26 protein-coding genes are annotated in these 25,002 nt (G+C 64.6%); 17 read left to right on the top strand and 9 right to left on the bottom strand.

Annotated features, from left to right (window positions below):
* Positions 1–287 precede the first annotated feature (287 nt).
* The 6 genes from ABHR63_RS00720 to ABHR63_RS00695 all read left to right on the top strand — a co-directional run bounded on the left by ABHR63_RS00720 (position 288) and on the right by ABHR63_RS00695 (position 6,867).
* Positions 288–1,511, top strand: coding sequence for an iron-containing alcohol dehydrogenase (locus tag ABHR63_RS00720; protein WP_035136916.1), 1,224 nt, complete (start codon positions 288–290; stop codon positions 1,509–1,511).
* An 83-nt stretch (positions 1,512–1,594) separates the two neighbouring features.
* Positions 1,595–2,695 carry a glycerol dehydrogenase gene (locus ABHR63_RS00715; protein ID WP_138111652.1) on the top strand — a complete coding sequence of 367 codons (1,101 nt, stop codon included), beginning with the start codon at positions 1,595–1,597 and terminating at the stop codon, positions 2,693–2,695.
* Between the two features lie 113 nt (positions 2,696–2,808).
* A complete protein-coding gene (locus ABHR63_RS00710) occupies positions 2,809–3,876 on the top strand; it encodes a glycerol dehydrogenase (RefSeq protein WP_195568500.1) in 1,068 nt (355 codons plus the stop codon).
* Between the two features lie 151 nt (positions 3,877–4,027).
* Positions 4,028–5,281, top strand: coding sequence for a 4Fe-4S binding protein (locus tag ABHR63_RS00705; RefSeq protein WP_195568502.1), 1,254 nt, complete (start codon positions 4,028–4,030; stop codon positions 5,279–5,281).
* A 114-nt stretch (positions 5,282–5,395) separates the two neighbouring features.
* The gene (gene ychF, locus ABHR63_RS00700; protein ID WP_035136922.1) at positions 5,396–6,472 is read left to right on the top strand and encodes a redox-regulated ATPase YchF; all 1,077 of its coding nucleotides are present in this window, start codon (positions 5,396–5,398) and stop codon (positions 6,470–6,472) included.
* Between the two features lie 11 nt (positions 6,473–6,483).
* Positions 6,484–6,867, top strand: coding sequence for a DUF1648 domain-containing protein (locus ABHR63_RS00695; protein WP_089572786.1), 384 nt, complete (start codon positions 6,484–6,486; stop codon positions 6,865–6,867).
* Positions 6,868–6,876: 9 nt separating this feature from the next.
* Here ABHR63_RS00695 and ABHR63_RS00690 read toward each other — a convergent pair whose 3' ends face one another.
* The gene (locus ABHR63_RS00690; RefSeq protein WP_138111664.1) at positions 6,877–7,266 is read right to left on the bottom strand and encodes a hypothetical protein; all 390 of its coding nucleotides are present in this window, start codon (positions 7,264–7,266) and stop codon (positions 6,877–6,879) included.
* Positions 7,267–7,342: 76 nt separating this feature from the next.
* Between ABHR63_RS00690 and ABHR63_RS00685 the strand changes: the two genes are divergently transcribed.
* Positions 7,343–7,561 carry a helix-turn-helix domain-containing protein gene (locus ABHR63_RS00685; protein ID WP_035136926.1) on the top strand — a complete coding sequence of 73 codons (219 nt, stop codon included), beginning with the start codon at positions 7,343–7,345 and terminating at the stop codon, positions 7,559–7,561.
* Positions 7,562–7,583: 22 nt separating this feature from the next.
* Here the strand turns inward: ABHR63_RS00685 and ABHR63_RS00680 are convergent, their stop codons facing one another.
* Positions 7,584–8,597 (bottom strand): asparaginase, encoded by a 1,014-nt coding sequence (locus ABHR63_RS00680; protein WP_195568504.1) that lies wholly within the window; start codon positions 8,595–8,597, stop codon positions 7,584–7,586.
* A gap of 267 nt (positions 8,598–8,864) precedes the next feature.
* Here ABHR63_RS00680 and guaA point away from each other — a divergent pair, with 267 nt between their 5' ends.
* On the top strand, positions 8,865–10,463 hold the full coding sequence (guaA, locus tag ABHR63_RS00675) for a glutamine-hydrolyzing GMP synthase (protein WP_035136929.1): 1,599 nt from the start codon (positions 8,865–8,867) through the stop codon (positions 10,461–10,463).
* Between the two features lie 617 nt (positions 10,464–11,080).
* On the opposite strand, the gene ABHR63_RS00670 is transcribed toward guaA, so the two are convergent.
* Entirely contained in the window at positions 11,081–11,494 is a 414-nt protein-coding gene (locus ABHR63_RS00670; protein ID WP_346964614.1) for a helix-turn-helix domain-containing protein, read from the bottom strand.
* Positions 11,495–11,634: 140 nt separating this feature from the next.
* Between ABHR63_RS00670 and ABHR63_RS00665 the strand changes: the two genes are divergently transcribed.
* Genes ABHR63_RS00665 through ABHR63_RS00655 form a run of 3 tightly spaced genes read left to right on the top strand, consistent with a single transcriptional unit; the run spans position 11,635 to position 13,341 of the window.
* Positions 11,635–11,838, top strand: a complete 204-nt coding sequence (locus ABHR63_RS00665; RefSeq protein WP_006681531.1) for a hypothetical protein — start codon at positions 11,635–11,637, stop codon at positions 11,836–11,838.
* A 1-nt stretch (position 11,839) separates the two neighbouring features.
* Positions 11,840–12,910 (top strand): site-specific integrase, encoded by a 1,071-nt coding sequence (locus ABHR63_RS00660; protein ID WP_138111676.1) that lies wholly within the window; start codon positions 11,840–11,842, stop codon positions 12,908–12,910.
* Positions 12,911–12,915: 5 nt separating this feature from the next.
* A complete protein-coding gene (locus ABHR63_RS00655) occupies positions 12,916–13,341 on the top strand; it encodes a plasmid mobilization protein (RefSeq protein WP_346964613.1) in 426 nt (141 codons plus the stop codon).
* A gap of 83 nt (positions 13,342–13,424) precedes the next feature.
* On the opposite strand, the gene ABHR63_RS00650 is transcribed toward ABHR63_RS00655, so the two are convergent.
* Positions 13,425–13,676, bottom strand: coding sequence for a hypothetical protein (locus tag ABHR63_RS00650; RefSeq protein WP_073293292.1), 252 nt, complete (start codon positions 13,674–13,676; stop codon positions 13,425–13,427).
* Positions 13,677–14,216: 540 nt separating this feature from the next.
* On the opposite strand from ABHR63_RS00650, the gene ABHR63_RS00645 reads away from it, so the two are divergent.
* The 6 genes from ABHR63_RS00645 to ABHR63_RS00620 all read left to right on the top strand — a co-directional run bounded on the left by ABHR63_RS00645 (position 14,217) and on the right by ABHR63_RS00620 (position 18,966).
* Entirely contained in the window at positions 14,217–14,588 is a 372-nt protein-coding gene (locus ABHR63_RS00645) for a YraN family protein (protein WP_073293294.1), read from the top strand.
* Positions 14,589–14,791: 203 nt separating this feature from the next.
* Positions 14,792–15,556, top strand: a complete 765-nt coding sequence (locus tag ABHR63_RS00640) for a ParA family protein (RefSeq protein WP_346964612.1) — start codon at positions 14,792–14,794, stop codon at positions 15,554–15,556.
* Positions 15,543–16,499 (top strand): ParB/RepB/Spo0J family partition protein, encoded by a 957-nt coding sequence (locus ABHR63_RS00635; RefSeq protein ID WP_073293298.1) that lies wholly within the window; start codon positions 15,543–15,545, stop codon positions 16,497–16,499. Before ABHR63_RS00640 ends, ABHR63_RS00635 begins: the two co-directional genes overlap by 14 nt.
* 210 nt (positions 16,500–16,709) lie before the next feature.
* Positions 16,710–17,156 (top strand): CopG family transcriptional regulator, encoded by a 447-nt coding sequence (locus ABHR63_RS00630; RefSeq protein WP_346964611.1) that lies wholly within the window; start codon positions 16,710–16,712, stop codon positions 17,154–17,156.
* A complete protein-coding gene (locus tag ABHR63_RS00625) occupies positions 17,144–18,415 on the top strand; it encodes a relaxase/mobilization nuclease domain-containing protein (RefSeq protein ID WP_346964610.1) in 1,272 nt (423 codons plus the stop codon). The genes ABHR63_RS00630 and ABHR63_RS00625 overlap by 13 nt, the downstream gene beginning before the upstream one ends.
* Positions 18,412–18,966: a hypothetical protein gene (locus tag ABHR63_RS00620; RefSeq protein ID WP_073293304.1), complete on the top strand. Its 555-nt coding sequence runs from the start codon at positions 18,412–18,414 to the stop codon at positions 18,964–18,966. The genes ABHR63_RS00625 and ABHR63_RS00620 overlap by 4 nt, the downstream gene beginning before the upstream one ends.
* Before the next feature lie 205 nt (positions 18,967–19,171).
* Here ABHR63_RS00620 and ABHR63_RS00615 read toward each other — a convergent pair whose 3' ends face one another.
* The 5 genes from ABHR63_RS00615 to ABHR63_RS00595 form a co-directional block, all read right to left on the bottom strand.
* Positions 19,172–19,903 carry a class B sortase gene (locus ABHR63_RS00615; RefSeq protein ID WP_346964609.1) on the bottom strand — a complete coding sequence of 244 codons (732 nt, stop codon included), beginning with the start codon at positions 19,901–19,903 and terminating at the stop codon, positions 19,172–19,174.
* Positions 19,904–19,975: 72 nt separating this feature from the next.
* Complete coding sequence (locus ABHR63_RS00610; protein ID WP_346964657.1) at positions 19,976–22,654, bottom strand: VaFE repeat-containing surface-anchored protein; 2,679 nt, start codon at positions 22,652–22,654, stop codon at positions 19,976–19,978.
* Positions 22,655–22,717: 63 nt separating this feature from the next.
* Entirely contained in the window at positions 22,718–23,176 is a 459-nt protein-coding gene (locus tag ABHR63_RS00605) for a DNA gyrase (protein WP_346964608.1), read from the bottom strand.
* Positions 23,177–23,285: 109 nt separating this feature from the next.
* Entirely contained in the window at positions 23,286–24,287 is a 1,002-nt protein-coding gene (locus ABHR63_RS00600; RefSeq protein ID WP_346964607.1) for a VirB6/TrbL-like conjugal transfer protein, CD1112 family, read from the bottom strand.
* Positions 24,288–24,289: 2 nt separating this feature from the next.
* On the bottom strand, positions 24,290–24,988 hold the full coding sequence (locus ABHR63_RS00595; RefSeq protein ID WP_346964606.1) for a hypothetical protein: 699 nt from the start codon (positions 24,986–24,988) through the stop codon (positions 24,290–24,292).
* Positions 24,989–25,002 lie beyond the last annotated feature (14 nt).

Raw genomic sequence — 25,002 nt, 5'->3', positions numbered from 1 at the left:
CACCGTCCTGCCCAGGATATGTAGTCAACCTTGATAAAACGTTTGCCCAGCTTGGGAGTATGAATGCCGCACAAGGGTCTTCAGGGATAGAAAAAACGTTTCATCATTGGCGGCTTTAGGTGAATAACTGACCAACCAGAACGGTAAAATAGTGTTTGTCTGAGCGTTGAGACGTTTAGACATCGCGCATTGTCATCGCCGGCAACGCGCAAACCGGTCCTAACGGAGCCAATTGGGTGCTCCGTTATATACGCAAGTCTAAGAGGGGCTTGTTTAGGAGGCACAGTATGGGACGTTTTACCAATCCTCGCGATCTGTACTTTGGTGAGGGCGCTCGCCACGAGGTGAAGAACCTCAAGGGCAAGAAGGCCATCATCGTTTCTGGCGGCAGCTCTATGCGTCGCGGCGGGTTCCTGCAGGACGTCGAGGCCGACCTCAAAGAGGGCGGCTTCGAGGTCAAGCTGTTCGAGGGCGTCGAGTCCGATCCGTCCATCGAGACGGTCATGAAGGGCGCCGAGGCCATGCGCGAGTTCGAGCCCGACTGGATTATCGCCATCGGCGGCGGCTCGCCCATCGATGCCGCTAAGGCCATGTGGGTCTTCTACGAGTATCCCGAGGAGTCCTTCGATAACATCATCCAGCCGTTCAGCTTCCCCGAGCTGCGTCAGAAGGCTCACTTCTGCGCCATCTCCTCTACCTCCGGTACCGCTACCGAGGTCACTGCCTTCTCCGTCATCACCGACTACGCCAAGGGCATCAAGTACCCGCTGGCCGACTTCAACATCACCCCTGATGTCGCCATCGTCGACCCCGAGCTCACCTACACCATGCCCGCCAAGCTGTGCGCTCACACCGGCATGGACGCTCTGACCCACTGCATGGAGGCCTACGTTTCCACCTGCGCCTCTATGTTCACCGATGCCAACGCTCTGCACGGCATCCGCGAGATCGTCGAGTGGCTGCCCAAGTCCTATGCTGGCGACCATGAGGCCCGTCAGCACATGCACGAGGCTCAGTGCATCGCCGGTATCGCCTTCTCCTCGGGCCTGCTCGGCATCGTTCACTCCATGGCTCACAAGACCGGTGCTGCCTTCGAGAACGGCCACATCATCCACGGTGCTGCTAACGCCATGTACCTGGGCAAGGTCATCCAGTGGAACTCCAAGGATCCCCGTGCTGCCGAGCGTTACGCTTACGTGGCCAAGGAGATCCTGCACCTTCCCGGCGAGACCAACGAGGAGCTCATCGCTGCACTCGTCCAGAAGATTCGCGACCTCAACGACCAGCTCAACATTCCGCAGTCCATCAAGGATTACGCGAATGGTGGCGTGAAGGTCGACGCCGAGAACCCGCAGATGGTTTCCGAGGAGGAGTTCCTCGCCAAGCTGCCCGAGATCGCCGCGAACGCCGAGCAGGACGCTTGCACGCCCGAGAACCCGCGTGAGACCAAGGCTGCCGACTTCGAGAAGATCCTCAAGGCCTGCTACTACGACACCGACATCGATTTCTAATCGACTCTTGTTATCGTAACGAGGGGCTCCGCACGTATCTGTACGGAGCCCCTTTCTTTTTTCTTTTAGAGAATGGGATAGTTATGGCTGCAATTTTCAATAGCCCCAGCAAGTACATCCAGGGTCCGGACGAGCTCGCCAAGCTCGGCTCCTATGTCGAGCCGCTCGGCGCTAAGGCCCTCGTCATCGTGACGCCTTCGGGCAAGAAGCGCGTCGGTGCCAAGATCGAGGGCGGCTTTGCCGAGGCCAAGGCCGAGCTGCTGTTTGAGGACTTTAACGGCGAGTGCTCCAAGGGCGAGGTCGATCGCCTGGTTGCGCTCGCTCGCGACAACGGTTGCGACATCATCGTCGGCGTCGGTGGCGGCAAGATCCTCGACACCGCGAAGGCCGTCGCCTATTACCTGGAGTCCCCGGTTATCATTTGCCCCACCATTGCCTCGACCGATGCACCGTGCTCGGCGCTTTCGGTGCTTTACACCGATGACGGCCAGTTCGATAAGTACCTCTTCCTTAAGGCAAACCCCAATATCGTCCTGATGGATACGACGGTTATCGCGGCGAGCCCGGTGCGCCTGACGGTTTCCGGTATGGGCGATGCGCTCGCAACCTACTTCGAGGCCCAGGCGACGCACGATGCCGACGGCGGCACCTGCGCTGGCGGCAAGGGCAGCATGGCTGGTCTGGCGCTCGCCAAGCTCTGCTACGAGACGCTTATGGCCGATGGCGTCAAGGCCAAGGTTGCGCTGGAGAAGGGTGCGCTCACGCCTGCCGTCGAGCACATCATCGAGGCCAATACGCTGCTTTCGGGCATTGGCTTTGAGAGCTCGGGCCTTGCTGCCGCTCATGCCATCCACAATGGCCTGACGATGCTGCCCGAGTGCCACAGCATGTATCACGGCGAGAAGGTCGCCTTCGGCACTATCGTCCAGCTGGTACTCGAGGATGCCCCGACCGAGAAGCTCGAGGAAGTCTTGGGCTTCTGCATTGAGCTGGGCCTGCCGGTCACGATGAAGGAACTTGGCGTTGCCGAGCTTACGCGCGAGCAGGCCATGATTGTTGCCGAGGCCGCGTGCGCGCCCGAGGACACCATGTGCAATATGCCGTTTGAGGTGACGCCCGAGATGGTCGCAAACGCCATCCTGGGTGCCGACGCACTGGGCCACTACTATCTCATGGATGAGTAAATCAAGCTAAGGAAGGGGCAAAGCCAACAGATGGCTTTGCCCCTTTTTGCTATGGTGCAAAGGGGTCAGGGTACTTTGCACCCATCGTTGTTTGATGAAGGGTGGATTCTCGTATGGCGCTTCCTATGGTTTATGGCGGCCCCGGTCGGTATGTTCAGGGACCGGGGGAGCTTTCGCGCCAGGGCAGGTATTTGTCATGGTTGGGCTGCGCTGCCTATGTCTTGTTTGACCAGGGCACCGAGGATCGGCTGTGCAGGCAGATCGTCGATGGATTTCTGGATGAAGATCTAAGCGAGCCGTTCTTTAAGATTTACAACGGTCCGTGTACGGAAGATGCCGTTGTCGAAATGGCCAAGGAAGCCCGGGCCGAGTATTGCGACATGGTGGTGGGCATTGGCGGCGGCAAGATGCTCGATATCGCCAAGGCCGTTGCGTTTTATGCCGAGTTGCCGTTGTGTGTATGTCCCACGGCGGCGTCGATGGACGGTCCGTGCAGCGCGATTTCGGTGCTGTATCACGAGGATGGGTCGTTCGACCGCTACCTGATGCTCGAGAAGAATCCAGACTTGGTCGTGGTCGATACCAACGTGGTCGCGGCGGCCCCGCTGCGTATGACGGTCGCTGGTATGGGCGATGCGCTGGCAACGTATTTCGAGGCGCGTTCGTGCGCCGCGGCGCACGGCGCCAACGAGCACGGTGGCGCGCCGGGACACTTGGCCTTGGTTGCGGCTCGTGCCTGCTATGACACACTCATGGAGTGCGGCGTCGCTGCCAAGCGCGATCTCAAAAAGGGCCGTACATCGCCAGCGGTTGAGCGCCTGATCGAGTGCAATATTCTGCTCTCGGGTGTTGGCTTTGAGAGTGGTGGCTTAGCGCTTGCCCATGCCATAGCCAACGGCCTGACGATTCTGCCCGAGTGCAAGGCCATGCATGGTGAGGCCGTGGCATTTGGCCTGGTGGTGCAGCTGCGCCTGGAGCGTGCGCCCGAGCTTGATCAGGTGCTCGAGTTTTGCCAGCGCGTTGGTCTACCGACGACGCTCGCGGAGCTGGGACTTGGCGAGATTTCCGATACCGACCTGATGAGCGTTGCGGATGCGGTCTTTAGAAACGAGCGCAATATGGCCAACGAGCAGGCCAAGGTGACCAGACAAAAGCTCGTGCAGCTCATGTGCGAGGCATAGCTTGGCACTTGATTGACCTTGTGCAATCGAGGCGGCGATAGGCCATGGGCTATTTGCCGCAAAGATGCTCCGCGTGTAATTTGCCCGAGGCGTGGGCCGATAGCGTATCATTATCTCTTGCTTGTTTGCACTGCTCAGGGAGGGGCCGCGCATGGCGCAGGAACACGATCTGTTTGATGACATTATCGAGATCAGCAAGGGTTTCGACTTTCTTAAAAACCCGCTTGGCGGCGTGACCGATGCACTCGATCCATCGGCGCCGCAGTGGAATCCTGCCGACTACAAGGAGCGCCCGCGCGGCAACACCATTCCGTGCTTGACCTGCAAAAACGAAAAGAGCGGCTGCACCGCGTGCATGGACGTGTGCCCGGTCAACGCTATCGAGGTCGAGGAAGACTCCATCGAGATCCTCGACTCCTGTCGCAAGTGCGGCCTGTGCGCCGCTACTTGCCCGACGGAGGCGATCATCTCTCCGCGCCTTGCACCCAAAAACGTCTACGACGACATTGTCTCGGCGGCTACGAGCCACGAGACCGCCTACGTTACCTGCACGCGTGCCCTTAAGCGCATGCCGCGCGAAAACGAAGTCGTCGTTGCCTGCGTGGGCGATATTACGGCGGAGACCTGGTTCTCGGTACTGGCCGACTATCCCAACGTGAGTGTGTACCTGCCGTTGGGCGTGTGCGATAAATGCCGCAACACCGGCGGTGAGGACATTCTTGGCGAGGCGATTGCGAAGGCCGAAGAGTGGTCTGGCACGGGTATGGGCCTAGAGGTCGACCCCAAGAGCCTCAAGTGCCATAAGCGCCGCGAGTACGAGCGCAAGGAGTACATGGAAAAGATTGCCCGCACCACGGGCCTAACGGTGACCAAGCTCAATCCGGCGACGGCGGCGCTGGCCTCGGTGACGCAAAAGCTCAAGGCTCATCGCCATCAGATTACCCAGCTCGAGCGTACGCTCAACACCATGTGCGGCACCACGACGACCAAGCGTCGCCGTTCGCTCACGCACGGGCGGCAGCTGGTGCTCTCGACGCTGCAGAACCACCCCGAGCTTGCCCAGAATATGCAGGTGAGCACACCGGAATGCGATTTTGACAAGTGCACGTCATGCGGCGAGTGCGTCAACGTGTGCCCCACGTTTGCCTGCGATTTGGTGGGAAGCGGTCGCTTTGCACTGGAGTCCACGTATTGCCTAGGTTGCGGAGCCTGCGTCAAGGTGTGCCCCGAGCATGCGCTCAAGCTGGTCGAGCACGATGCGTCCAATCTGGTCGTTGTCGACCCCGAGGCCGAGGAAAAGGCCGCTCAGAAGGCCAAGGCCCACGAAGAGGCCCAGAAGGTCAAGGCCGAGGCAAAGGCCAAGCTGGACAAGATGCTCGACCAGGTGGAGAAGCTCGCGGACTAGTCAGCGAGCTCTATCTCTGCTTCATTTGCGCCGCCGCGGTGTCCGGATTCGCCCGGATGCTGCGGCGGCGCTATACTTATACGGTTTGAAGTACCTGTACCAAAAGGAGCTGTCGTGTCCCTTTCCATCGGTATCGTGGGCCTGCCCAACGTGGGCAAGTCGACGCTGTTCACCGCGCTTACCAAAAAGACCGGCCTTGCCGCCAACTACCCGTTTGCCACGATCGACCCCAACGTGGGTATCGTCGACGTGCCCGATAGCCGCTTGCAAAAGCTTGCCGACATCGTTAACCCGGGTCGCATTGTGCCGGCGACGGTCGAGTTCGTCGACATCGCAGGTCTGGTGAAGGGCGCTAACGAGGGCGAGGGCCTGGGCAACCAGTTCCTGGCCAACATTCGCGAGACCGACGCCATCTGCGAGGTCGTGCGCTACTTTAAGGACCCCAACGTCATGCGTGAGGTGGGCCGCACGGGCGAGTTCGTCGATCCCGCCGGCGATGCCGACACCATCATGACCGAGCTCATCCTGGCCGACATGGGCACGCTCGAGAAGCAGCTGCCTAAGCTCGAGAAGGAGGCCAAGCGCGACAAGGAGCTCATGCCCAAGTTCGAGGTTGCCAAGCGCCTGCTTGCCTGGCTCAACGAGGGCAAGCGCGCCGCATCCATGGAGATGACCGACGAGGAGCGTGCCGCCGCCAAGGGGCTGTTCCTGCTCACCATGAAGCCCATCCTGTATGTGGCCAACGTGGACGAGGATATGCTCAACGACGATCTGGCGCCCATCGACGGCGTCAAGCCGCTGCCGATCTGCGCCAAGATCGAGGCCGAGCTTTCCGAGCTCGATCCCGAGGACGCCGCCGACTACCTGGAAAGCCTGGGCCTGGAACAGCCCGGTCTGGACGTGCTCGCGCAGGCGGCCTATAAGCTGCTCGGTCTGCAGTCGTTCTTTACGGCCGGCGAGATGGAGGTCAAGGCCTGGACGGTTCGTCAGGGCGCGACCGCTCCGCAGGCCGCCGGTGTTATCCATACCGACTTTGAGCGCGGCTTTATTAAGGCCGAGGTCATTGGCTACGACGACTACATCGAGCTCGGCGGCGAGCAGGGCGCCAAGGCCGCCGGCAAGCTGCGTATTGAGGGCAAGGACTATGTCATGGCCGATGGCGACGTCGTGCACTTCCGCTTTAACGTGTAAGGGCGACGCATATGTTTAAATACGGCAAAAAAGCTGGGTACATGGGTATTGCGCTGCTCGTACTTGCGGTGATCCCGCTGGTGGTTGCAGCGTGTGTTATCCCCAACATTGGCCCCGAGGTGGCAACGAAGTTTAACGCCGCCGGCGAGGTGACGCGCTGGGGCAAGAGCTACGAGCTGTTGGCGCTGCCGGTACTCAATCTGCTGCTGAGCGTGGCGACGTACTTTACGGCGGGACGCCAGGCAAAAAATAATGATGACTCCGCCGCCATGGCGCGCATCGTGTGCGAGCGCTACCTGCGCAACGGTTGCATCACGGGTGTGTTCCTCAACGTGATCAACGTTTACTTTATGTACTCGGCGATTACTGGAACGGGCTTTGGCTTTGGTTTCTAGCTTGTCCTTTTAGGCAACGAGCCTGCACGCATATTCAATGGCTGCTGCGAGGCCGCCGCTCGATCGTGGTTTAAAGACCATGTCGGCGGCGGCCTCGTTTTCGTATCCGGCGCCGCGAAGGGCGAGTGCGATACCGGCTTCCAGGAGAAGGGGCAGACCGCGTTGGCTGGTTGCGATCACGGCAGCCTGATTGAGCGAGCAGCTGTGCGCTTGGCATTGGATGGCAAGTTCACCTTGCGCCGGGCAAGGGACCAGAATGGCGGCGACGCGACTTGATAGCAATGCAAATGCCGTGCGCTCATCGGGCGAAAGGGCTTCTGCTTCAACGACGACGAGCTTGGGCGGTGCGCTGTTTGTGCGAAGCGTGGCTCGGTACATGCGGACCGAAGAACCCGACATAGAAAACTCCTGTGTATTCGGCAAAACGTAAACTATAGTTTACGTTTATGTTCGGCTCCATTTCAAACTCGGCTGCATGGACGAACGTGCGAAACAGATTCTTGGCAGGCGGGTCGAAGAGACACGCAGGGACCTTGGTATCTCCAAGGTTGATTTTTGTGTGGCGACAGGAATCAGCCGACCCTACCTCGACCGAATCGAAGATGGGACGGCAAATTTCACGCTCAAGGTTCTATTTAAGATCGCGCCCGCACTCGGCATGACGGTGTCAGAGCTTCTCGAGGGCATCGAATAGGGGATACCCGTCGACAACTGAATTACGCCATCGGGATACGGTCGTGGTTGACTTGGCTGTAGAACAGGCGCTGGATCTCGGCGGCATCGCGTGACTGGCCGAGCGCCCACATGGTTTTGGCCACGAGCGTCTCGGTGGTCATATCGTCGCCGCGCAAAATACCCGGATGATCGGCGTAAGCTCGGCCGACCTCATAAACACCCAGGTCAAGGCCCTCCTCGGGGACCTGCGTGGTCATAACGACGGTGCGACCCGAATCGACCCAGCGGAAAATTGCCTCTTGGAACGAATCGCCGGACTCGCCAAACTCGGGAATACCGCCAATGCCAAAGGTCTCAAGAATTACAGCATCGTAGCTATCGGCTAGGGCGTCCAGGATACCCGGGTTCACGCCGGGCGTCAGCTTAAGGACAAATACGCGCGGATTGATACTGTCGTAGAAACGCACCGGGCTCTCATTCTGATGAGTGCCGTGAAGCCCGTTGCGCACAATGCGGTCGTTGCGGATGTAGGCAATGGGCGGATAGTTGACGCTAATGAACGCGTTAAAGCTCATGGTGCGCTGCTTGCGGGCGCGCGTGCCAGCAATGGCGACGCCGCCAAACACGATCGAAACGTCGTGCGAATGCTCGTCGAGCGCATAGAGCAGGCTCTGGTACAGGTTGAGCTTGGCGTCGGTAAAGGGATTGCCCATGGGCTTTTGCGAGCCGGTGAGCACGATAGGCTTAGGGCTGTCCTGAATCAGATAGGAAAGCGCCGCCGCGGTGTAGCTCATGGTGTCGGTGCCGTGTAGAATCACGAATCCGTCGTGGTCGGCATAGCCCTTGACGATGACGTCGCGGATACACATCCAGTCGCTGGGGCGCATGTTGGTGCTGTCGATGTTCATGGGCTGCACGACGTCGAGCTCGCAGAGGCCCGAGATCTCGGGGACGCTCTGGGCGAGCTCCTCACCGGTCAGGGCGGGGGAGAGGCCGTTGCCGTCCTCGGTCGATGCGATGGTGCCGCCCGTGGCGATGAGAAGGATGCGCTTCATGCTGGTATTCCTATCGTATTTGCCGCCGCAGAGGCGGAGTCGTTCGGCAGTATTGTGGCACAGGGCGTCCAATGTTCAAACGTATTACATCATCTGTAACGTTTGAAAACACTTCAATTGCCGTCAAACAGGGGCCCAGGTCGTGCGTTTGCCGTGCGCTGATGGCTGCGAGGGGCGAGAAACCCCATATAACGTGTACACTATGAAGGCTATTTTCGTTCATTCACGCGGGTGGGCACCGGCTCCCCGCCAACAAGAGGGGGAACCATGGATCAAAAGGCTTCCGCAAAGGTCCTCGTACTCGACTTTGGTGCGCAGTATGGTCAGCTCATTGCCCGTCGCGTCCGCGACCTCAACGTGTATTCCGAGATTGTCCCCTGCGACATCTCGGCCGACGAGATTCGCGAGATGAACGCCTCTGCGCTCATCCTTTCCGGCGGTCCGGCTTCCGTGTATGCCGAGGACGCTCCGTCTATAGATCCCGCCATCTTTGACCTGGGCCTTCCCGTCCTGGGCTTCTGCTACGGCCATCAGATCACGGCCGTGACGCTCGGCGGCAAGGTCGGCCACTCCGAGGTGGGCGAGTACGGCCGCGCCACCATCACGCGCACGGCCGGCGCCAAGCTCTTTAACTCCACGCCCATGGAGCAGACCGTGTGGATGAGCCACCGCGACGCCGTTTCCGAGGTGCCCGAGGGCTTTACCGTTACCGCCAGCACTGACGTGTGCCCGGTTGCCGCCATGGAGTGCGTCGAGCGCAAGATTTTCACCACGCAGTTCCACCCCGAGGTCAAGCACTCCGAGTATGGTCAGCAGCTGCTGAGCAACTTCCTGTTTGAGATCTGCGGCCTGGAGCCCAACTGGAGCATGGACAACCTGGTCGAGACCATGACGGCCGAGTTCCGCGAGAAGGTCGGCGACGACCGCGTGATTCTGGCCCTGTCCGGTGGCGTCGACTCCTCCGTCGTGGCTGCGCTGGGTGCTCGCGCCGTGGGCAAGCAGATGACCTGCGTGTTCATCAACCACGGCCTGCTGCGCAAGGGCGAGCCTGAGCAGGTGGAGGAGGTCTTCACCAAGCAGTTTGACGTCGACTTTATCCACGTCCACGCCGAGGACCGTTATGCCGAGCTTCTGGCCGGTGTGACCGAGCCCGAGGAGAAGCGCCGCATCATCGGTACGCAGTTCTGGAAAGAGTTCTTCGCCGTGGCGCAGCAGCTCGAGACCGATGGCAAGCCGGTCAAGTACCTGGCTCAGGGCACCATCTACCCCGACATCATCGAGTCCGGCGCTCGCAAGACGGGCGGCAAGACGGCCACCATCAAGAGCCATCACAACCTGATCCCGTTCCCCGAGGGCGTGCACTTCGACCTCATCGAGCCGCTCGACCACTTCTTTAAGGACGAGGTCCGCGCGCTTGGTCTGGCACTGGGCCTGCCGGGTCACATCGTGTTCCGCCAGCCTTTCCCGGGCCCGGGTCTTGCCATCCGCATCATCGGTGCGGTCGACAAGGAGAAACTCGAGATCCTCAAGAACGCCGACGCTATCGTGCGCGAGGAGCTGGATGCCTACAACCAGCGCCTGTTTGAGCAGACCGGCGAGCGCAACTCCGAGCACAGCTGCTGGCAGTATTTCGCGGTTCTGCCCGACATTAAGTCCGTCGGCGTTATGGGCGACGAGCGCACCTACCAGCGTCCGATCATCCTGCGTGCCGTCGAGTCCAGCGATGCCATGACCGCCGACTGGGCCAAACTGCCTTACGACGTCCTGGCCCGCATCTCCGGCCGCATCGTTGCTGAGGTCCCCGGCGCCAACCGCGTGTGCTACGACATCACGTCTAAGCCGCCCGCGACGATCGAGTGGGAGTAGGCTGACAGGGTTCTGACCTGTATTTTTGAGTGCCGCACTGTGCTGCTGAGTTTCGTTTCGTACGAGAGTCATGGCAAAGCCGCCAGCGACGGCGGTGAGTAAATACGGTAATCTGGCCTCCGTTCCCGCGTTGGGACGGAGGCTTTTTCTTTGCCGTTTTACTCCCTTTCACCTGCGATTTCGCGATTTACTCCCCGTATTTCAAGACGACAAGGCACGGGGCGGTATTCGGAGGAACGGGAGTAAAGATTTATCCCGAATGAGTAGACGCGCGATTTTTGTCCCCGAGAACGAAACGAGGCCGTTTCGGGGCCCGTGAAACTCAAATCGAACTCAACGGGCGTTTTTACGGTCTCCGTACGGCGTTTCCCCAGGTGGTTAATGGGGAGTAAAGAATCTCGCCGCCTCAATGAAAACGGGAGTAACCAGGGGAAATGCCGCAGTGTACTGCCGTGTGCCGCCATGTAAGCCACCGCGTCATTTACTCCCCATTTACGCTTGAAATGCCTTTGCATGCAATGGGGAGTAAAAACTCAGCTTACGCAGGAGCGAGCGGAGCTCACCGCCTAGCCTGGCGCCCTGATTCGGTTGCGTTGATTGCGAAATGCGGGGAGCCGTTACAGCAAGGCTTTCCAGTCCTCGTACTCGTCGGCGTCGATCTCGCCGTTCTCGAGCCGTGCGCGCTTCTCTGCCCACAACTCGATCGCCATCGCGGCTTTGGGCGCGTGCGGCGCCTTGGGGTTCAGGGAGAGGCCCGAACCGTCGGCTGAGGGAACTATGCCGAAGGAGTCCTCGAGCCGCACGAGCAGCGACATGAGGTCGCCCGCGGTTTCGACGCCGTAATCCTTGAGGGCGTTGACGGATACGCCTAGTGCTGCGGCGATGGATTCGAGCAGCTCGGGCTTCACGGCGCGGATGCCGCTCTCGTAGTGGCGCACGGCCCCCTCGGTCAGGCCGACCGCCTCGGCAAGCTGCGCTTGCGTCATGCCGCGCGACTTGCGGTACCGCCTTATGTTCTCGCCTACGGACATGCGCCCTCCTCCTGGAATTACGTACCCGCACATCTTACCAGCGTACGCAAATGTACGCAATTCTATTGACAGTACAGATATGTACGTTTACTCTGAATCTGTAAACCGTACGTATCTGTACGCTAATGACAGGAGGAGCCATGGACGAGAAGGTGGCAAAGACGCCGAGACCGCACATGCTGGATGCGGACGAGGTTGCGGAGCTGCTGAGGATCAAGAAAGGCAGCGCCTACGAGGTGATCAGGAAGATAAACGCCGAGCAGGAGGCGCGCGGGCGCGTGGTTATCCGCGGACGCGTTCGAAGTGACGTCTTCGACGCCCTGTACTTCCCGGAGGTGGACTGACATGCCGGTGTACAAGGACGACAGCAACGGCACGTTCTTCGTGCAGTGCTACTACCGCGACGCCCGCGGCTCGAAGCGCCACAAGACAAAGCGCGGCTTCTCCTCCGAGGTGGAGGCGGCCGTATGGGAAAGCCAGTTCAAGAGCCTTAACGGCGGGGCCATGGACATGACGTTTTCCGAGTTCGTTGAGGTGTACGCCTCCGAGGTGAAGCCTCGCATACGCGAGCATACGTGGATCACCAAGGAGTACATCATCAACGACAAGCTCGTGCCGTTCTTTGGGGATATGCGCATGTGCGATGTGAGGCCGATCGACGTTATTAGGTGGCAGAACGAGCTTACTGAACACCGGGACGCCGACGGTAAGCCCTGGGCGCCGACGTACCTGCGCACGGTGAACAACCAACTCAACGCCATCTTCAACCACGCCGAGCGCTACTACGGGCTCACCGACAACCCGGTGCGAAGGGTCGACAAGATGGGCTCGAAGAAGGGCGGCGAGATGCAGTTCTGGACCAAGGACGAGTACCTGAGGTTCAGCGAGGCCGTCATGGACAAGCCGCTCTCGTTCCACGCCTTCGAGCTGCTCTACTGGACGGGCATCCGCTGCGGCGAGCTTCTGGCGCTCACTCCGTCCGACTTCATGCTGGAGAGTTCGCGTCTGCGCATCAACAAGTCGTACCAAAGCCTCCACGGCGTAGACACCGTGACCGATCCCAAGACGCCCAAGTCGGTGCGCACGATCGTCATGCCCGCCTTCCTGCGCGACGAGATGGCGGACTTCATCGAGCTACGAGACGACGTCGCCCCCGACGAGCGCCTGTTCGCCGTTACCAAGCACTTCCTGGCCCACGAGATGGAACGAGGGTGCAAGGCGTCTGGCGTGAAACGCATCCGCATACACGACATACGCCACAGCCACGTGAGCCTGCTGATCGAGATGGGCTTCTCCGCGCTGGCCATCGCCGAGCGCATGGGCCACGAGGCGGTGGACATCACCTACCGATACGCGCACCTGTTCCCCACGAAGCAGGACGAGATGGCCGCCGCCCTTGACGGGGCGAGGGGATAAGAAGGATGCCGTGCGAGAACAGCGCCCGCAAGCGCAGTAAGACGATGGCGTTCCGCTGCACGCCCGAGGAGCATAAGCTCATATGCGAGATGGCCGCCTGGAGCGGCATGAACAGGCAGGACTACATCATCGCCAAGCTCGCCGATACCCAGGTCGAGGTGAGACCCTCTGTGAGCGTGCAGAAGGCGCTGAAGGACTCGATGGCGGAGTTGGCCAAGGAAGTACGGCTGGCGGCCTCCTACAGCGAGCTGAGCGAGTCTCTGCAGCAGAGAGTCGAGCACGTGATGAGGTTCTTCCTGGCGCTCGGCGAGCCTATTGACTCGCGAGTGGACGACGCGTCTCAGGAAGAATCGTTCCCGGCGATGGCGACTGAGGTCGAAACTAACGACAACGCCGACAATGCAAGTATCTTTGGAATGGGTCGCGGCTAACGCTCATCTAAGCGCCGACCAGGAACTGCGATTCTTTAGGGTGTTGCCCGCAAAGCAAATAGTTAATCTTCCGCGAAAGGAAGCTAAACGGTCCGTTCCTCGACATAGAGGATCTCGTTTTGCGCCTCCAGGATTCGCGCGGCGTCGCCGATGCGCTCGGCGCACCTCTCGCTTATCGACCTCAGGGCCAGGACCCCCTCGACGTCGAGCAGGTCCAGCTGGTCGGCGTGCGCCAGGGACTCGAGCAGCTGGTCCAGGCCCCTCGCCAGCCTTCCTGCATCCGCCACCGCGTCAAGCAGCTCACGACGCTCGTCCTTCTCGTTGATATCCATCATTGGCTGTCCTCCTTCTTCCGACGGACGTGTTGCGCAGCACCGTAGCCGTTCCGCATGGAGAACCATCTCGCCACCGCGATCCCGTGCGCATATTGGCCGCAAGCGGCGCGGGGAATGCCGTCCCGATGCGGACCACGGCACCGCGACTCGGGAACGCGCCGTCGTTCCCGCCGCGGCGTCGTCTCCAATCCCACGGGAGCCCAGCAACCGCCGACAGATCGCATCCCATGCCTGGAAGCCTCGGCGCCCATGCCTGATTCCATGCCGCACGCCTGCGCCCTTCCGATCCGAAACCCGCCCCGGCGTTCCTTGGACGCGCAGGGTCGCACGCCGGCAGGCGGCCCGCAAGGGCCGCGACACTTTTTCGGGTTCTTTGCTCCATGCGCTGCGCGCGCGAACAACGCGAAAAACTGCCGTCGGAATACTTCTATTTCCACGCCCGACTTCGCTTCCTCCCTTGCCGGCACGCCCGCGCCGCATGCGACTCACGCGACGCAAGGCACGCCACAGGGGCGGGCCTCCGAGTCTAAGGAGCAAGACATGAACGACATGAAGGAAAAGGCGATGGGCGCGGTCAGGACCTTCCTCGAGCGTAAGGGCTACGAGATCGTCGATGAGGCCTGGCAGGGGCCCGAGGGCATCGGCGGAATCGACCTCGTGGCGGTGGACGAGGACGGGACCCTGGTCTTCGTCGACGCCACGGTCCGGATCGGAACGGACGGCTTCCCCGAGGCCCACAGGGCGCGCGGGCTGCGCGAGGCGCTGGCGGCGACGTGGCTCGCCGGCAACGGCGACGACTACGCCGACACGCCGGTCCGCTTCGACGAGGTGGCGATGATGGTCGTCAAGGAAAACCGAGCGCTCCTGCGCCACCACATCAACTGCTTCGGCGAGATGGAGCCGCTCTCCTAGGCGGCGCGCCCGGCCCCGGGCTCCCGGGGCCGGGTTTCCCCGAATCCACCCCTTGTACCACGAAAGCGTACATATCCGTACGTTTTCGTGGTACACTCCGCTTGTCGGACAAATCCGTACGGTTTTGTCCCGACGCTCCGAGACTCGGGGCGCGCCGGACCGGATGCGCCGAGGCGCGCCCCACGCTAGAGAGGACGCGACCCATGCGCACGATAGCCATTTCCAACTACAAGGGCGGCGTCGGCAAGACGACGACCGCCGTGAACCTGGCGGCGATCTTCGCCGCCCGGGGCCTTCGGACCCTGCTTGTCGACCTCGACCCGCAGGCGTCTGCCACAGACTTCTTCGGCCTCTACGACCGGGCCGTCTCCGAGCGGCGCACGTCGGTCGAGCTGCTCTACGGCGGCGCGCCCGTGGAGGAGGTCGCCTACGCTGCCGGGGAGAACCTCGACGTGGTGGCCTCGACCATCGACCTCGTCGACCAGAACGAGATGCTCCTGCGCGAGCAGCGACTCAAGTTCGCCCTCGACGACGCCTCGGGCTCCTACGACGTCTGCCTCATCGACTGCAGTCCCGTGATGCGCAGGCTCGCCTTCAACGCCTACCTCGCCGCGGCGGAGGGCGGCATGGTCGTCATCCCCGTGAAGCTCGACTCCACCGTGATGCGCGGCACGGCGCTCACCGTCGAGGCGACGCGCTCCATCGCCGACGCTCTGCGCATGCCCACGCCCCGCTGGAAGATACTGCGCACCTGCGTGCCCGGCCGCATGACCAGCGCCGAGGCCACGGGCGCGGCCGTGCTCGACGGGTTCTTCCCGGACGAGCAGTTCGAGACGGTCATCCACGCGAGCAGCAAGGTCTGCGAGGGCAGCTGGCAGTGGAAGCCGGTGGCCGCCTTCGAGCCGGGGAGCCGCCCCGCGCGCGACTACAAGGCGCTCGCAGACGAGGTGTGCCGTGAACTCGCCTAGGCAGGTGGCCGCGGGCTTCACCATCACGGGGCTTCTCGACGGCGCGTCGCGCACCCGCGGGCGCTACCCGGTGTCCGAGATCGCGGTGGCCGACATCGCCGACCACCCGGCGAACGCCGCGTACTCTATGGACCCTGCTGGGATAGCTGAGCTCGCCGAGTCCATACGCGAGGACGGCCTCACCGACCTGCCGCTCGTGCGAAAGGTCGGCGACGGCTCGTGGCAGATGGTCTCCGGGCATCGGCGCAAGGCCGCCTACGCGCTGCTCGCGAAGGACGACCCCGCTTACGAGAGGATGCCCTGCCGCGTGATAGAGGGCATCGACGACGAGCGGGCGGTGACGCTGCTCCACGCAGCGAACTACTTCACCCGCGCGCTCACCGTGACCGAGCGCGCCGCCGCGACCGAGGCGCTCAGGGGCGACGCCGTGCGCCTGCGCTCCGAGGACCCCTCGCTCTCCGGCATGCGCGTCGACGACGTGAAGGCCGCCATCATCGAGCGGCAGACGGGCCGCAAGGTCTCCGGCAAGACCATTGCGCGTGAGGAGAGGCTGGCCCGCCGGATTGCCGAGGACCTCTCGCCCGAGTGGGCCGCCGAGGCCGATCGCGGCAACCTCAGCGCCGAGGCGGTGCGCTCGCTCGCGGGCATGCCGAAGGAGCGCCAGGCGGAGATGCACGCCGCAATGGAGCCCTGGCGGCGCACCAAGCGGGAGCTCTCCGACTACGTGAGGAGCGAGAGCAAAACGCAGGCCGGCCCCGACGGGCGCATCTCCAAGGCAGCGAGGCTCGTCGCCGATTTCCTCGAGAGCCCGCCCGAGAGCCCGAGCGCGGCCGACCTCTCGCTGCTGCGTGAAATGGCGCTCATGACCGCGCCGTACGCGGAGGCGGGCACCGATGCCCGAAAGCGTCGCAGAAGGGCCTCAGGCCCGAAATCCAGCAAGTAGCCTATGGCGTCCGACATGGCGTCGGGCGTCCATAGCACTTGGGGACCGGGCGGCTTCGGACCCGTCATGCCGCGGGCCGTTTGGGAGCCCGCTTTCGCGAGGCCCGGTCCCAGAGGCGGCGCCCGAGCCGGGCCGCCGCCTGCGGGGGATCCCCCGCGCCCCTAGAGAGACGCGCCCGCCGCGCGGCGGGCCCGAGGAAAGGAATCCGCCATGGATGAGGAAACCGGCGCCGCCAAAGGCAAGGAGCGCCGCGTCACGTTCCGCATGGAGGGAGGCGACTACGACGCGCTCTGCGAGCGGTGCGAGCGCGCCGGCCTCAGCAAGTCGGAGTACCTGCGCTACCTCGTTCGCATACCGCTGTCGACGGAGGCCAACGCGGGAGACGAGCACCGCATACTCGTGGACCGCAGGGCCCTGTGGGCGATGTCGCGAGAGCTCACGAAGTGGGGCTACCACTACAACCAGGCCGTGCACGCGATGAACCTCATCAACTTCCACGCCCGCCACGGGCGCGTCGACCGCGACCTCGTCGCGGATAGCATCCCGACGATCGAGCGCGAGCTCGCCGACGTGAACGCCGCGGCCCGAGAGATGGCGGCGGAGCTCGGGCGCATCGGGGCCGACTCGCTCGTGGAGGGCTCGCCATGCCGATCCTGAAGCCGATAAGCGGCCACGGCTCGACGGGCGGCATCCGCCGCTACCTCGAGAAGGGAGGCCGCGCCCTGGCGCGCGACCTGTTCAACCTGAGCTACGACGAGCGCGACGCCGGCGCGCTGGGGGAAGACGCCAAGGAGGCCTGCGCCTGGGACGCCGAGATGGACGCCACGCGCGCCGCGTTCGGCACGGACGCACCCTGGAGGGGCAAGCCCGCGCGCACGTTCAAGCACTTCGTGCTCTCGCCGGACCCCGGCGACGATATCGACCTGGCTGCGCTGCGCGAGCTCGCGTGCTCGTGGGCGCTCAAGCACTTCGGCGACCATGAGATCGCCATCGTCTACCACGACGACAACGCCCGCGGCATACCGCACGCGCACATCGTCGTGAACAACGCCAACCTCCGCACCGGCTACCGCATGCAGACCCAGCACCCCGAGGACCTCAACCGGGACCTGCAGGACATGGCCCGCGAGCGCGGGCTGTCGGGGCTCTCCAACGACCGGGCGCCCGAATCGCCGTCGAAAGCGCGCGGGCGGACAGGCGCGGGCGGGCCCAGGAGCCGCAGGAGCGTCTACCTGGGCCGGGCCGAGAAGGAGATCATGTGCTCGGGCGGCTACTCGTGGGTCGGCGACATCCGCGCCCGCGTCGCGCTCGCCAAGACCACGGCGCGCGACGAGGCGGAGTTCCTCGGCATCCTCGACGCCCTGGGCGTGCACGTAGCCGACAACTCGGCCAAGGCGCGGCGGGACGACTGGGTGTTCAGCCTCACCGAGGAGCCGTCCAAGAAGGTCAGCGGCGAGCGCCTGGGGTTCGTCTACGGCAAGGAGATGCTCCGCCGCCGCTTCGAGCGCGAGGACGCCTACCGTCCCACGGACGCGAGCACCGCGCGCATTCGCGAGGCCGCCGAGCGCGCCCTCGAGCTCAACGACCTCTCGGAGCTGAGCAGGCTCTCCTCGGCGCTCGAGACCTGCGCGAAGTTCGACGTCGAGTCCATCGAGGAGTTCGGGCTCAGGATGGCGACGCTCGAGCGCCGCGGCCAGGCGGGCGGCGAGGGGTACCGCCGCCTCGAGGCTGCGCGCGCCTACATGGCCGAGAACGGTCTCATGCCCCTCAAGACCCGCTACGGGGACGATGGCGAGCGCGGTGCGGCCGAAGGAAGCTCGCGCGACGGGCGCCGCGAGGACGAGCGACAGCGCATCCTCGCCGCCGAGCGGCAGCGGACCCAGCAGGACCAGCGCAGGGAGAGGGGCCGGAGATGATGGTGAGGATAGAGTACGAGGGCGGCAGGACGACGCTGTTCGACACGCTCTCTTTCACGGAGGGGTCGCCGTTCTCCGGCGCGAACATGCTCACGGAGTTCGAGCTCGAGATGCGCGAGGAGCCCGAGAAGGGGCTCTGGCTCACGGCGAACTGGCACCAGGTGCGCGACGACTGGCGCGCCGACGCGCCCGCGGACGGCATCCCGGCCGCGCGCAGGTCCCGCGGCTGGCGCTTCATGCTGGCCTCGGAGGCCGAGCTCGGGCGCGCCCGCCGCGTCCTGCTCGACGGCGACGAGGCGTTCGCCCGGGTGCGGGGCTTCCTGTGCGACGCGGCCGCGATCGGCGCCTGCTACCGCGAGCACGTGGGCCCTCCCTCAAAACCGCTGAAATCGCAGATAAGGGACCTGCAGCGCGCTCTGGGGAGGGCAGAGGTCCCGGGCGTGCCCGACGAGCTGGCGAGGCTGCTCGCGCAAGAGAAGGAGGAGGGCGCCGACGAGGGCGCCCGCAAGGTCAAGGAAGATTGGGGTGACGTCGATGAAGAGGCTTGGTAGGTTCCTCATGGCGGCGCTTAAGGTCACGCTGGGCTTTTTCGTCTGGCTGTTCCGTGCCGTGTTCAAGTGGGTGATGTGAGAAGAGGCGGGCAATTGCCCGCCTCTTTCCGTTGTGCGATTTCGATTTCCCACGGCTAGTCCCGGTCGTCGTCGCCGGCTGCGCAGCAGGCGTAGGCCGTGAGCGTGAGGAGCCCCATGAGGAGCCCTATTCCGAAGGGCGCGAATCCCATCCTTCCACCTCCTTCGCGTAGACGACGGTGCGCGAGTTGCTCGTCTGGTAGCTGCACGTCACGAAGGCCCAGGCCTGCGCGACGTCCGAAGGCTCTTCCAGGACGACCTCGCACCGGGACAATTTGTCCCCGAGGTAGGCGGCGAGCTCCGCCGCGTCGGCGAAGTCGGTCCGCTTGCCCTCCGAGCTCGCGTCGACCACGTCGGCCGCGAAGACCTTGAGCTCGATCGCCTTCTCGCGGGTGTAGATCCGGATGGTGCGGTGCCCCTCGGCGAAGTCGCGCGACGAGTACTGCGCGAGCGGCGCGAACATGGTGCCGTCGGACATGTGGTGCCCGTAGACGATGACGAGCGGGCTCTCGGCACCCTGCGCGCACCCGGCATCTATGTAGGGAGCGCCCCACGCGGATCTTTCGCCGCCGGCGTCGTGCGTGAGGTAGAAGTCGGGCGATTCGGGCCGGCCCTGGACGATCGGGTAGTCGACGGTCGTGCCCGGCACGCGCACCCAAGCGACGACGGAGGCGGGAAGGGCGTCCCAGTCGATGCCGCCTCCCGTCTCTTGAGCCTCCATTGTCGCGCCCTCTTCCGCAGTAGGCACCTCGTGCACCTCGTAAGGGTTCCTCTCGGACAGCGGCAGGACGGCGAGCGCCCCCATCGCCAGCAACGCTGCGGCGACGGCGAGCGCCGTGGCGGCTTTCCCTTTGTTCATGTCCTCCCCCGTTCGCGGGGGAGGCCCCGGGCGAGCGCCCGGGGCCTCCGGTTCGGTATCGATGCGGCGCCGCTACTCTTCCGGCTCTTCGTCTGCCGCGTCCTTGCTTGCGCCGGCCGTCTTGCGCTTGCGGTACGCGAGCGCCCCGCCCGCACCCGCCGCAGCTGCCAGAGCGATGCCCGCGGCCACGGCGTAGCCGGTGCCGTCGGGGGCGTCGGCCCCGGTCTTGGCGTAGGGCTCCTCGGGGACCTCGGGCGTGCCGGGGTTGTCCACGACGACGCTCTGCTCGGCGGAGTCGATGTCCTCGTGGGCCGCCACGACGTTGCCGGCGGAGTCCAGGACCTTCTCGAAGACGACGAGCTCGTCTCCCTCGGCCAGGCCCTCGGTATCGAACTCGAAGGTCACCTCGACGGTGCCGGAGGGTGCCTCGGGCTCGAAGGGCGTGCGCGCGGTCACCTCGTTGCCGTCCTTGTCGAGGAACGGCTCTCCGGTGCCCTTGTCCATGAGCGTGCCCACGGCGATGTAGGTCTCGCCGGGGACGAGGCCCTTGTAGGCCACCGTGTCGATGACCTTGGCCTTGCCGGCCTCGATGACCTGGTCGCCGTCGGCGGCGTCGGCCGCCTGCGTGCCCACCTCGACGGCGACGTGGACTGTCTGGCCCTCGTCGGAGAGGTCCGCGTGCGACGCCACCTCGGCCTCGTCCTTGCGTAGGCTCTCGAACGCGACCAGGTCGCGGCCGCCGAGCAGGCTCGCGTCGAAGGCGATCTCGACGTCCTGGCTGCCGGTCGAGAGCGCGGGGGCGAACTCGGCCTTGGCCTCCACGGGCACGCCCGAGGCGTCGGCCACGGGCTCGCCGGTCGCCTTGTCGACGAGGGTGGCCGAGAGCTCGTACTCCTCGCCGGCCTTCAGGCCCTCGTAGGCGACGGTGTCGACGACCTTGGCCTCGGCGTCGGCCGAGACGTCCTTGTCGCCGTCCGCCCCGTCCTTTGCCGTGGTGGAGATGCGCGGGCCCTCCTGGTCGTCGAGGCCCATCCACACGGCCTTCGCGACCGTCGAGTCGCGATCGACCCAGAAGCTCCTCGTGATGAGCTCGAGGCCCTCGTTGGCATCGCAGCGCAGCTCGGTCATGGTGTAGGCGCCGTACGGCAGGGCCGCCAGCGAGTCGTCGACCGGCGCCGAGGAGCCGTCCTCGCCGAGCGAGAACCAGATGCCGGCCTTCGGGTCCATGTCGGCCGCCATGATCGGGCCCTCATGGCCGAGCAGGGCGTCGTTGGCGTTGGTGTCGCTCGAGTGCCTGTTCCAGCTGCTCGCGGTCGACGCATCGCCGTTGCGGTCCGTCACCAGCACGTGCGTCTCGCCGGTGGCCGCGTTCTCGATGGCGAACGGGACCATGAGGCCGGCGTTGTCGGACTCGCTCTTCTTGGAGAGCTCGAGGTCGTTGCGCACCACCTGGTCGCGGAACTCGAGCGCGGCGCCGTCCGCGGAGGCGCTCACGATCTCGCCGCCGGCGCGGACCTCGAAGGTGCGGGGCTCGCCGTCGGTCAGCAGGTAGCTCCCGTTCGTCGCCGTCTCCCGCACGTCATAGGTTCCGTACGGCAGTGCGTCGGCCGCGGTCTGCGCGGTGTAGGCGCCGGCCTCGTCGTTCCATGCGGTGATCAGCGTGGCCACGGCCTCGCCCGGCTCGCGCCACTCGCCGTCAACGAGGACCTTGTGCGCCGAGCGGTTCGTGACGGTGAACTCGATCCCGTCGAGGCCGGGGTGCTCGCCAGGCGCCTCCTTGTGGTCGCTGCCCGCGAGCGCCTCGGACGCCTGCAGCTCCTTGTCGGACTTGGTCACCTGCACGCCGCCGCGGAAGACCTCGTCGGTCACGGGGTCGCCCGTGAGGTCGCGCACCTCGTCGGCCTTCACGGTGAACGCGATGGAGGCGTCGCTGGCGTTGTAGCCCTCGGGCGCGCCGGATTCGACGATGCGGTAATTGCCCGCGGGGAGGGTGTCGGCGCCGGTGGCGGCGACGTGCGACCCGTCCTTGGGCGCGGTCTTGATCGTGGCGCATACCTCGCCGTCGGCGTAGTACTCGCCGCCGACCAGCACGTAGCGGCCGGTCTCGTTAACGACGGAGAAGCTCGCGCCGTCGAGCGAGGCGTCGCCCTGGGGCTCCGTGCCCGCCTCGGAGTCCGTTTTGGCGACCTTGACTCCGCCCGTGGACCAGCTGAAGCTCACGAGCGTCTGGGAGCCGCCGCCGGTCCTGACGCAGAACGCCTCGAACCCGGCGGATACCTTGCCGGCGCCCGCCTTCATCTTGGCGAAGGTCCCGCCGATCAGCTCGGATTTCGCCCAGGAGGCGAACTCGGCACTCGTGCCGTGCGTGGCAGCCGACTCGGACCCAGAGTAGGCGTAGGCGATGAGCACATGGCTCGCCGCCGCGTACTTCGCGTCGTCCCAGCCGCCGCCGTCGTACCAGCTGCCCGGGAACATCGACGCGTCGAAGCCGGGAGAGCCGAACGAGTACCAGATCGCCGCTGTCACGTCGCCGCTCGGCACGGGGCTCGTCGAGTAGGAGCCCGGCGCGGGCGTCGGGGACGAGGGCTCGGCGCAGTAGGCGATGTTGCCGTCGGCGCTCATCCACGTGGTGGCGAAGCCGCCGTAGGGGATCTTGCCGCCGATGGACACGTCTACCGTGCTCGGCGCGGCGTAGGCGGGCGAGGCCGCCACGGAGGCGAGCAGCGCCCCCGCCGCCAGGATGAGCGCCATGGCGCATCGGAGGAGCTTTTCCTGCAGGGTGCAGTCTTTCGCTGCGTTCATCTTTCCGCCTCCCTATCTCTCGACGCTTCGCTGTGCGCGGGGCACCTCGTGCTCGGCAGCGCGGCTCGCCTGGCGGGCGTGCTCGGCGCGCTCCGCGAGGTAGCGCGAGCGCCCTGCGTCAACGGCCTCCTTGAGATGCGCCGGCATGACCTTCACGGTGTCCTTGACCGCGCGGCCGCCCTCGTCGAGCTCGGGCTGGCCGTCCGGGCCCATCACCGTCTTTCTCAGCCACACCTCGCGGTTCGCGAGCAGCGGTATGTCCCGGAAGTCGGCCCCCTTGAAGCGGCTCTCGTTAACGAACATGGGGCTGAACTCGTAGCCTCCCACGTCCATGCCGTCGACGACGGTGCCCTTGGGAAGGGTCGCCGAGTTGAAGGTCCTGGCCTCGCCGGTCGCGCGGTCGGTGTACTCGATGCCCTCGCGCACGAAGCTCTTGTGCAGCGAGAGGTACACGTTCTTCCTCTCTTCCATGTCTTTCCTCCTTTTCGTTTTCAATCGGTCCTTGTCTTCATCCGCCGGGACGCGTGCCCCGGCGCGGTGCCCCTATCTCATGGCGACCGCCCCCTTCCTCGCTTTTCCGCTAGAAGCCGCTCACGATGTCGCGCGCCCAGGAGCCGCTTTTCACGAGGGCCAGGATGAGCAGCGCGCACATGGCCAGGTACTGCAGCGCGTAGGTGAGCCCGTTTGCGACCGCGTCGGCCGGGGTGCCCGTCCCGGGGTTCGCCCCGGTGAGCCCGCCGAGCACGAGCGGGAACGATATGAGCAGCACGAGGATGATGACGCCGGCGATGCAGACCGCCCCGAAGCTCTTCAGGTAGCCGAGGCCTATCTGGCGCGTGGCGTCCATGCCGAGGAACGCCAGCGGGATCGGGGCGAACGCGGCCATGATGTAGAGCTGGAGCGCGCGGGCCCAGCAGACCACGAGGGCGACGACGTAGGCCGCCAGCACCACGACCCAGCTGATGAGGCTCACGACGAGCATGGCGATGAGCGACGGGATGTCGTCATCGGTGGTGACGACGGACACCTCGGGCAGGTCGAGCGCGCCTCCGGCGCCGAAGAGCGCCTCGACTCGGTCGATGGCGAGCCCGCAGACCTCGTAGATCGACGCCATCAGGTCGAAGCTGTTCTGTATGAGGAACAGGAACACGGCGAAGAACACGAGGAGGAAAACGACCTCCTTGACGCCGGGAAGGCTCTGGCTGCCGTCCATGCGCTGGGAGATCTCGATGAGCTTCAGAGTGAAGACCAGGCCGAGCACCCCGCACCCGATCGGCAGGATGGCAGCCTGCCATACGCCCCGGGCGACGTCGTGCATGGTCAGGTCGCTCGAGCTCGTGAGCATGTGCGCGAAGTCGGCCGAGAGGATCCCGTTCGCGCCGATCGACCCGAGCACGCCCGTTTGCGCCTTGAACATCCAGTTGCAGCAGTCGCGCAGAAGGCCGCACAGCCAATCGTTGACGTCCCCGGCTATGTCGGCGTATGCCGGCTGCGCGGGGACGAGCAGGAGCGCGCAGAGGGCGAATGCCGTCGCGGCGGAGATGGCGAACGCCCTTCGGCGTCGCGATCCAAGCGCCCGCACGGCTACATCGCCTCCAGCGAGCCGCCGCGCGAAACCACGGTGACCACCGTCGAGGCGGGGTCGTCGAGCGTGAAGGTCGTCGACGCGACGTTTCCGGCGTAGTCGAGCCACACCTCCTTGTCCCAGGTGGCTCCCGTCGCCTGCGGGGACACCTCCGCCGCCTTCCCGGCGACGGCCTCCTCGATGGCGGCGACGTCTGCGCCAAGCGCCTCGGAGAGGCGGTCGTCGGTGCCGGTCACGGAGAACGCTCCGACTTGCGCCTTCTGGGGCACGTAGGCCTGCGTCAGGAGGTCGCATGCCAGGGTGCGGGCGTCCCCGTCGCCCGAGACCTGGATGAGCGAGAGCCCTCCCGCCTTATCGCCGGTTCCCTTGACCTCGATGGGCATGCTGAGCACGCCGCCGGCCTCGGAGGGCTCCTCGGCCGAGAAGAACCAGGCGCGCTCGGTGCCGCCCGCGCTCTCCACCATGGCGCCCTCGACGATCCGCAGCGTGGCTGTCGGGTCGTCGGCGCCCGTCCATGCGGTGTTCCAGAGCGCCTCGGCGCCCGAGGCGGCCTTCCCGGTTGCCGCGTCGGCGCCTGCAGCCGCGGGCTGCTCTTGCTCCTGTGGACTATCCTGCGCGCCTTCCTGCGGGGCGATGGCGCAGCGCGCCGCGCCCGCGCCGAGCGCCACGGTGAGCGCGCTTGCCGCGACGGCGGCCATGACCCTTGACTTTC

It is taken from the genome of Collinsella aerofaciens, assembly GCF_039752775.1.
Classification (GTDB): Bacteria; Actinomycetota; Coriobacteriia; order Coriobacteriales; family Coriobacteriaceae; genus Collinsella; species Collinsella aerofaciens_R.
Note: the sequence above shows the minus strand (reverse complement) of the source record. Positions and strands in the feature narration are given on the sequence as shown.

What these genes read in the sequence shown, in the direction of transcription:
- ABHR63_RS00670 (WP_346964614.1), bottom strand. Translation starts at nt 11,494, where the DNA reads ATGTCCGTAGGCGAGAACATAAGGCGGTACCGCAAGTCGCGCGGCATG.
- ABHR63_RS00710 (WP_195568500.1), top strand. Translation starts at nt 2,809, where the DNA reads ATGGCGCTTCCTATGGTTTATGGCGGCCCCGGTCGGTATGTTCAGGGA.
- guaA (WP_035136929.1), top strand. Translation starts at nt 8,865, where the DNA reads ATGGATCAAAAGGCTTCCGCAAAGGTCCTCGTACTCGACTTTGGTGCG.
- ABHR63_RS00665 (WP_006681531.1), top strand. Translation starts at nt 11,635, where the DNA reads ATGGACGAGAAGGTGGCAAAGACGCCGAGACCGCACATGCTGGATGCG.
- ABHR63_RS00680 (WP_195568504.1), bottom strand. Translation starts at nt 8,597, where the DNA reads ATGAAGCGCATCCTTCTCATCGCCACGGGCGGCACCATCGCATCGACC.
- ABHR63_RS00715 (WP_138111652.1), top strand. Translation starts at nt 1,595, where the DNA reads ATGGCTGCAATTTTCAATAGCCCCAGCAAGTACATCCAGGGTCCGGAC.
- ABHR63_RS00615 (WP_346964609.1), bottom strand. Translation starts at nt 19,903, where the DNA reads ATGAACAAAGGGAAAGCCGCCACGGCGCTCGCCGTCGCCGCAGCGTTG.
- ABHR63_RS00620 (WP_073293304.1), top strand. Translation starts at nt 18,412, where the DNA reads ATGATGGTGAGGATAGAGTACGAGGGCGGCAGGACGACGCTGTTCGAC.
- ABHR63_RS00705 (WP_195568502.1), top strand. Translation starts at nt 4,028, where the DNA reads ATGGCGCAGGAACACGATCTGTTTGATGACATTATCGAGATCAGCAAG.
- ABHR63_RS00720 (WP_035136916.1), top strand. Translation starts at nt 288, where the DNA reads ATGGGACGTTTTACCAATCCTCGCGATCTGTACTTTGGTGAGGGCGCT.
- ABHR63_RS00630 (WP_346964611.1), top strand. Translation starts at nt 16,710, where the DNA reads ATGGATGAGGAAACCGGCGCCGCCAAAGGCAAGGAGCGCCGCGTCACG.
- ABHR63_RS00660 (WP_138111676.1), top strand. Translation starts at nt 11,840, where the DNA reads ATGCCGGTGTACAAGGACGACAGCAACGGCACGTTCTTCGTGCAGTGC.
- ABHR63_RS00655 (WP_346964613.1), top strand. Translation starts at nt 12,916, where the DNA reads ATGCCGTGCGAGAACAGCGCCCGCAAGCGCAGTAAGACGATGGCGTTC.
- ABHR63_RS00605 (WP_346964608.1), bottom strand. Translation starts at nt 23,176, where the DNA reads ATGGAAGAGAGGAAGAACGTGTACCTCTCGCTGCACAAGAGCTTCGTG.
- ABHR63_RS00650 (WP_073293292.1), bottom strand. Translation starts at nt 13,676, where the DNA reads ATGATGGATATCAACGAGAAGGACGAGCGTCGTGAGCTGCTTGACGCG.
- ABHR63_RS00640 (WP_346964612.1), top strand. Translation starts at nt 14,792, where the DNA reads ATGCGCACGATAGCCATTTCCAACTACAAGGGCGGCGTCGGCAAGACG.
- ABHR63_RS00685 (WP_035136926.1), top strand. Translation starts at nt 7,343, where the DNA reads ATGGACGAACGTGCGAAACAGATTCTTGGCAGGCGGGTCGAAGAGACA.
- ABHR63_RS00610 (WP_346964657.1), bottom strand. Translation starts at nt 22,654, where the DNA reads ATGGCGCTCATCCTGGCGGCGGGGGCGCTGCTCGCCTCCGTGGCGGCC.
- ABHR63_RS00595 (WP_346964606.1), bottom strand. Translation starts at nt 24,988, where the DNA reads ATGGCCGCCGTCGCGGCAAGCGCGCTCACCGTGGCGCTCGGCGCGGGC.
- ABHR63_RS00645 (WP_073293294.1), top strand. Translation starts at nt 14,217, where the DNA reads ATGAACGACATGAAGGAAAAGGCGATGGGCGCGGTCAGGACCTTCCTC.
- ABHR63_RS00690 (WP_138111664.1), bottom strand. Translation starts at nt 7,266, where the DNA reads ATGTCGGGTTCTTCGGTCCGCATGTACCGAGCCACGCTTCGCACAAAC.
- ABHR63_RS00695 (WP_089572786.1), top strand. Translation starts at nt 6,484, where the DNA reads ATGTTTAAATACGGCAAAAAAGCTGGGTACATGGGTATTGCGCTGCTC.
- ABHR63_RS00625 (WP_346964610.1), top strand. Translation starts at nt 17,144, where the DNA reads ATGCCGATCCTGAAGCCGATAAGCGGCCACGGCTCGACGGGCGGCATC.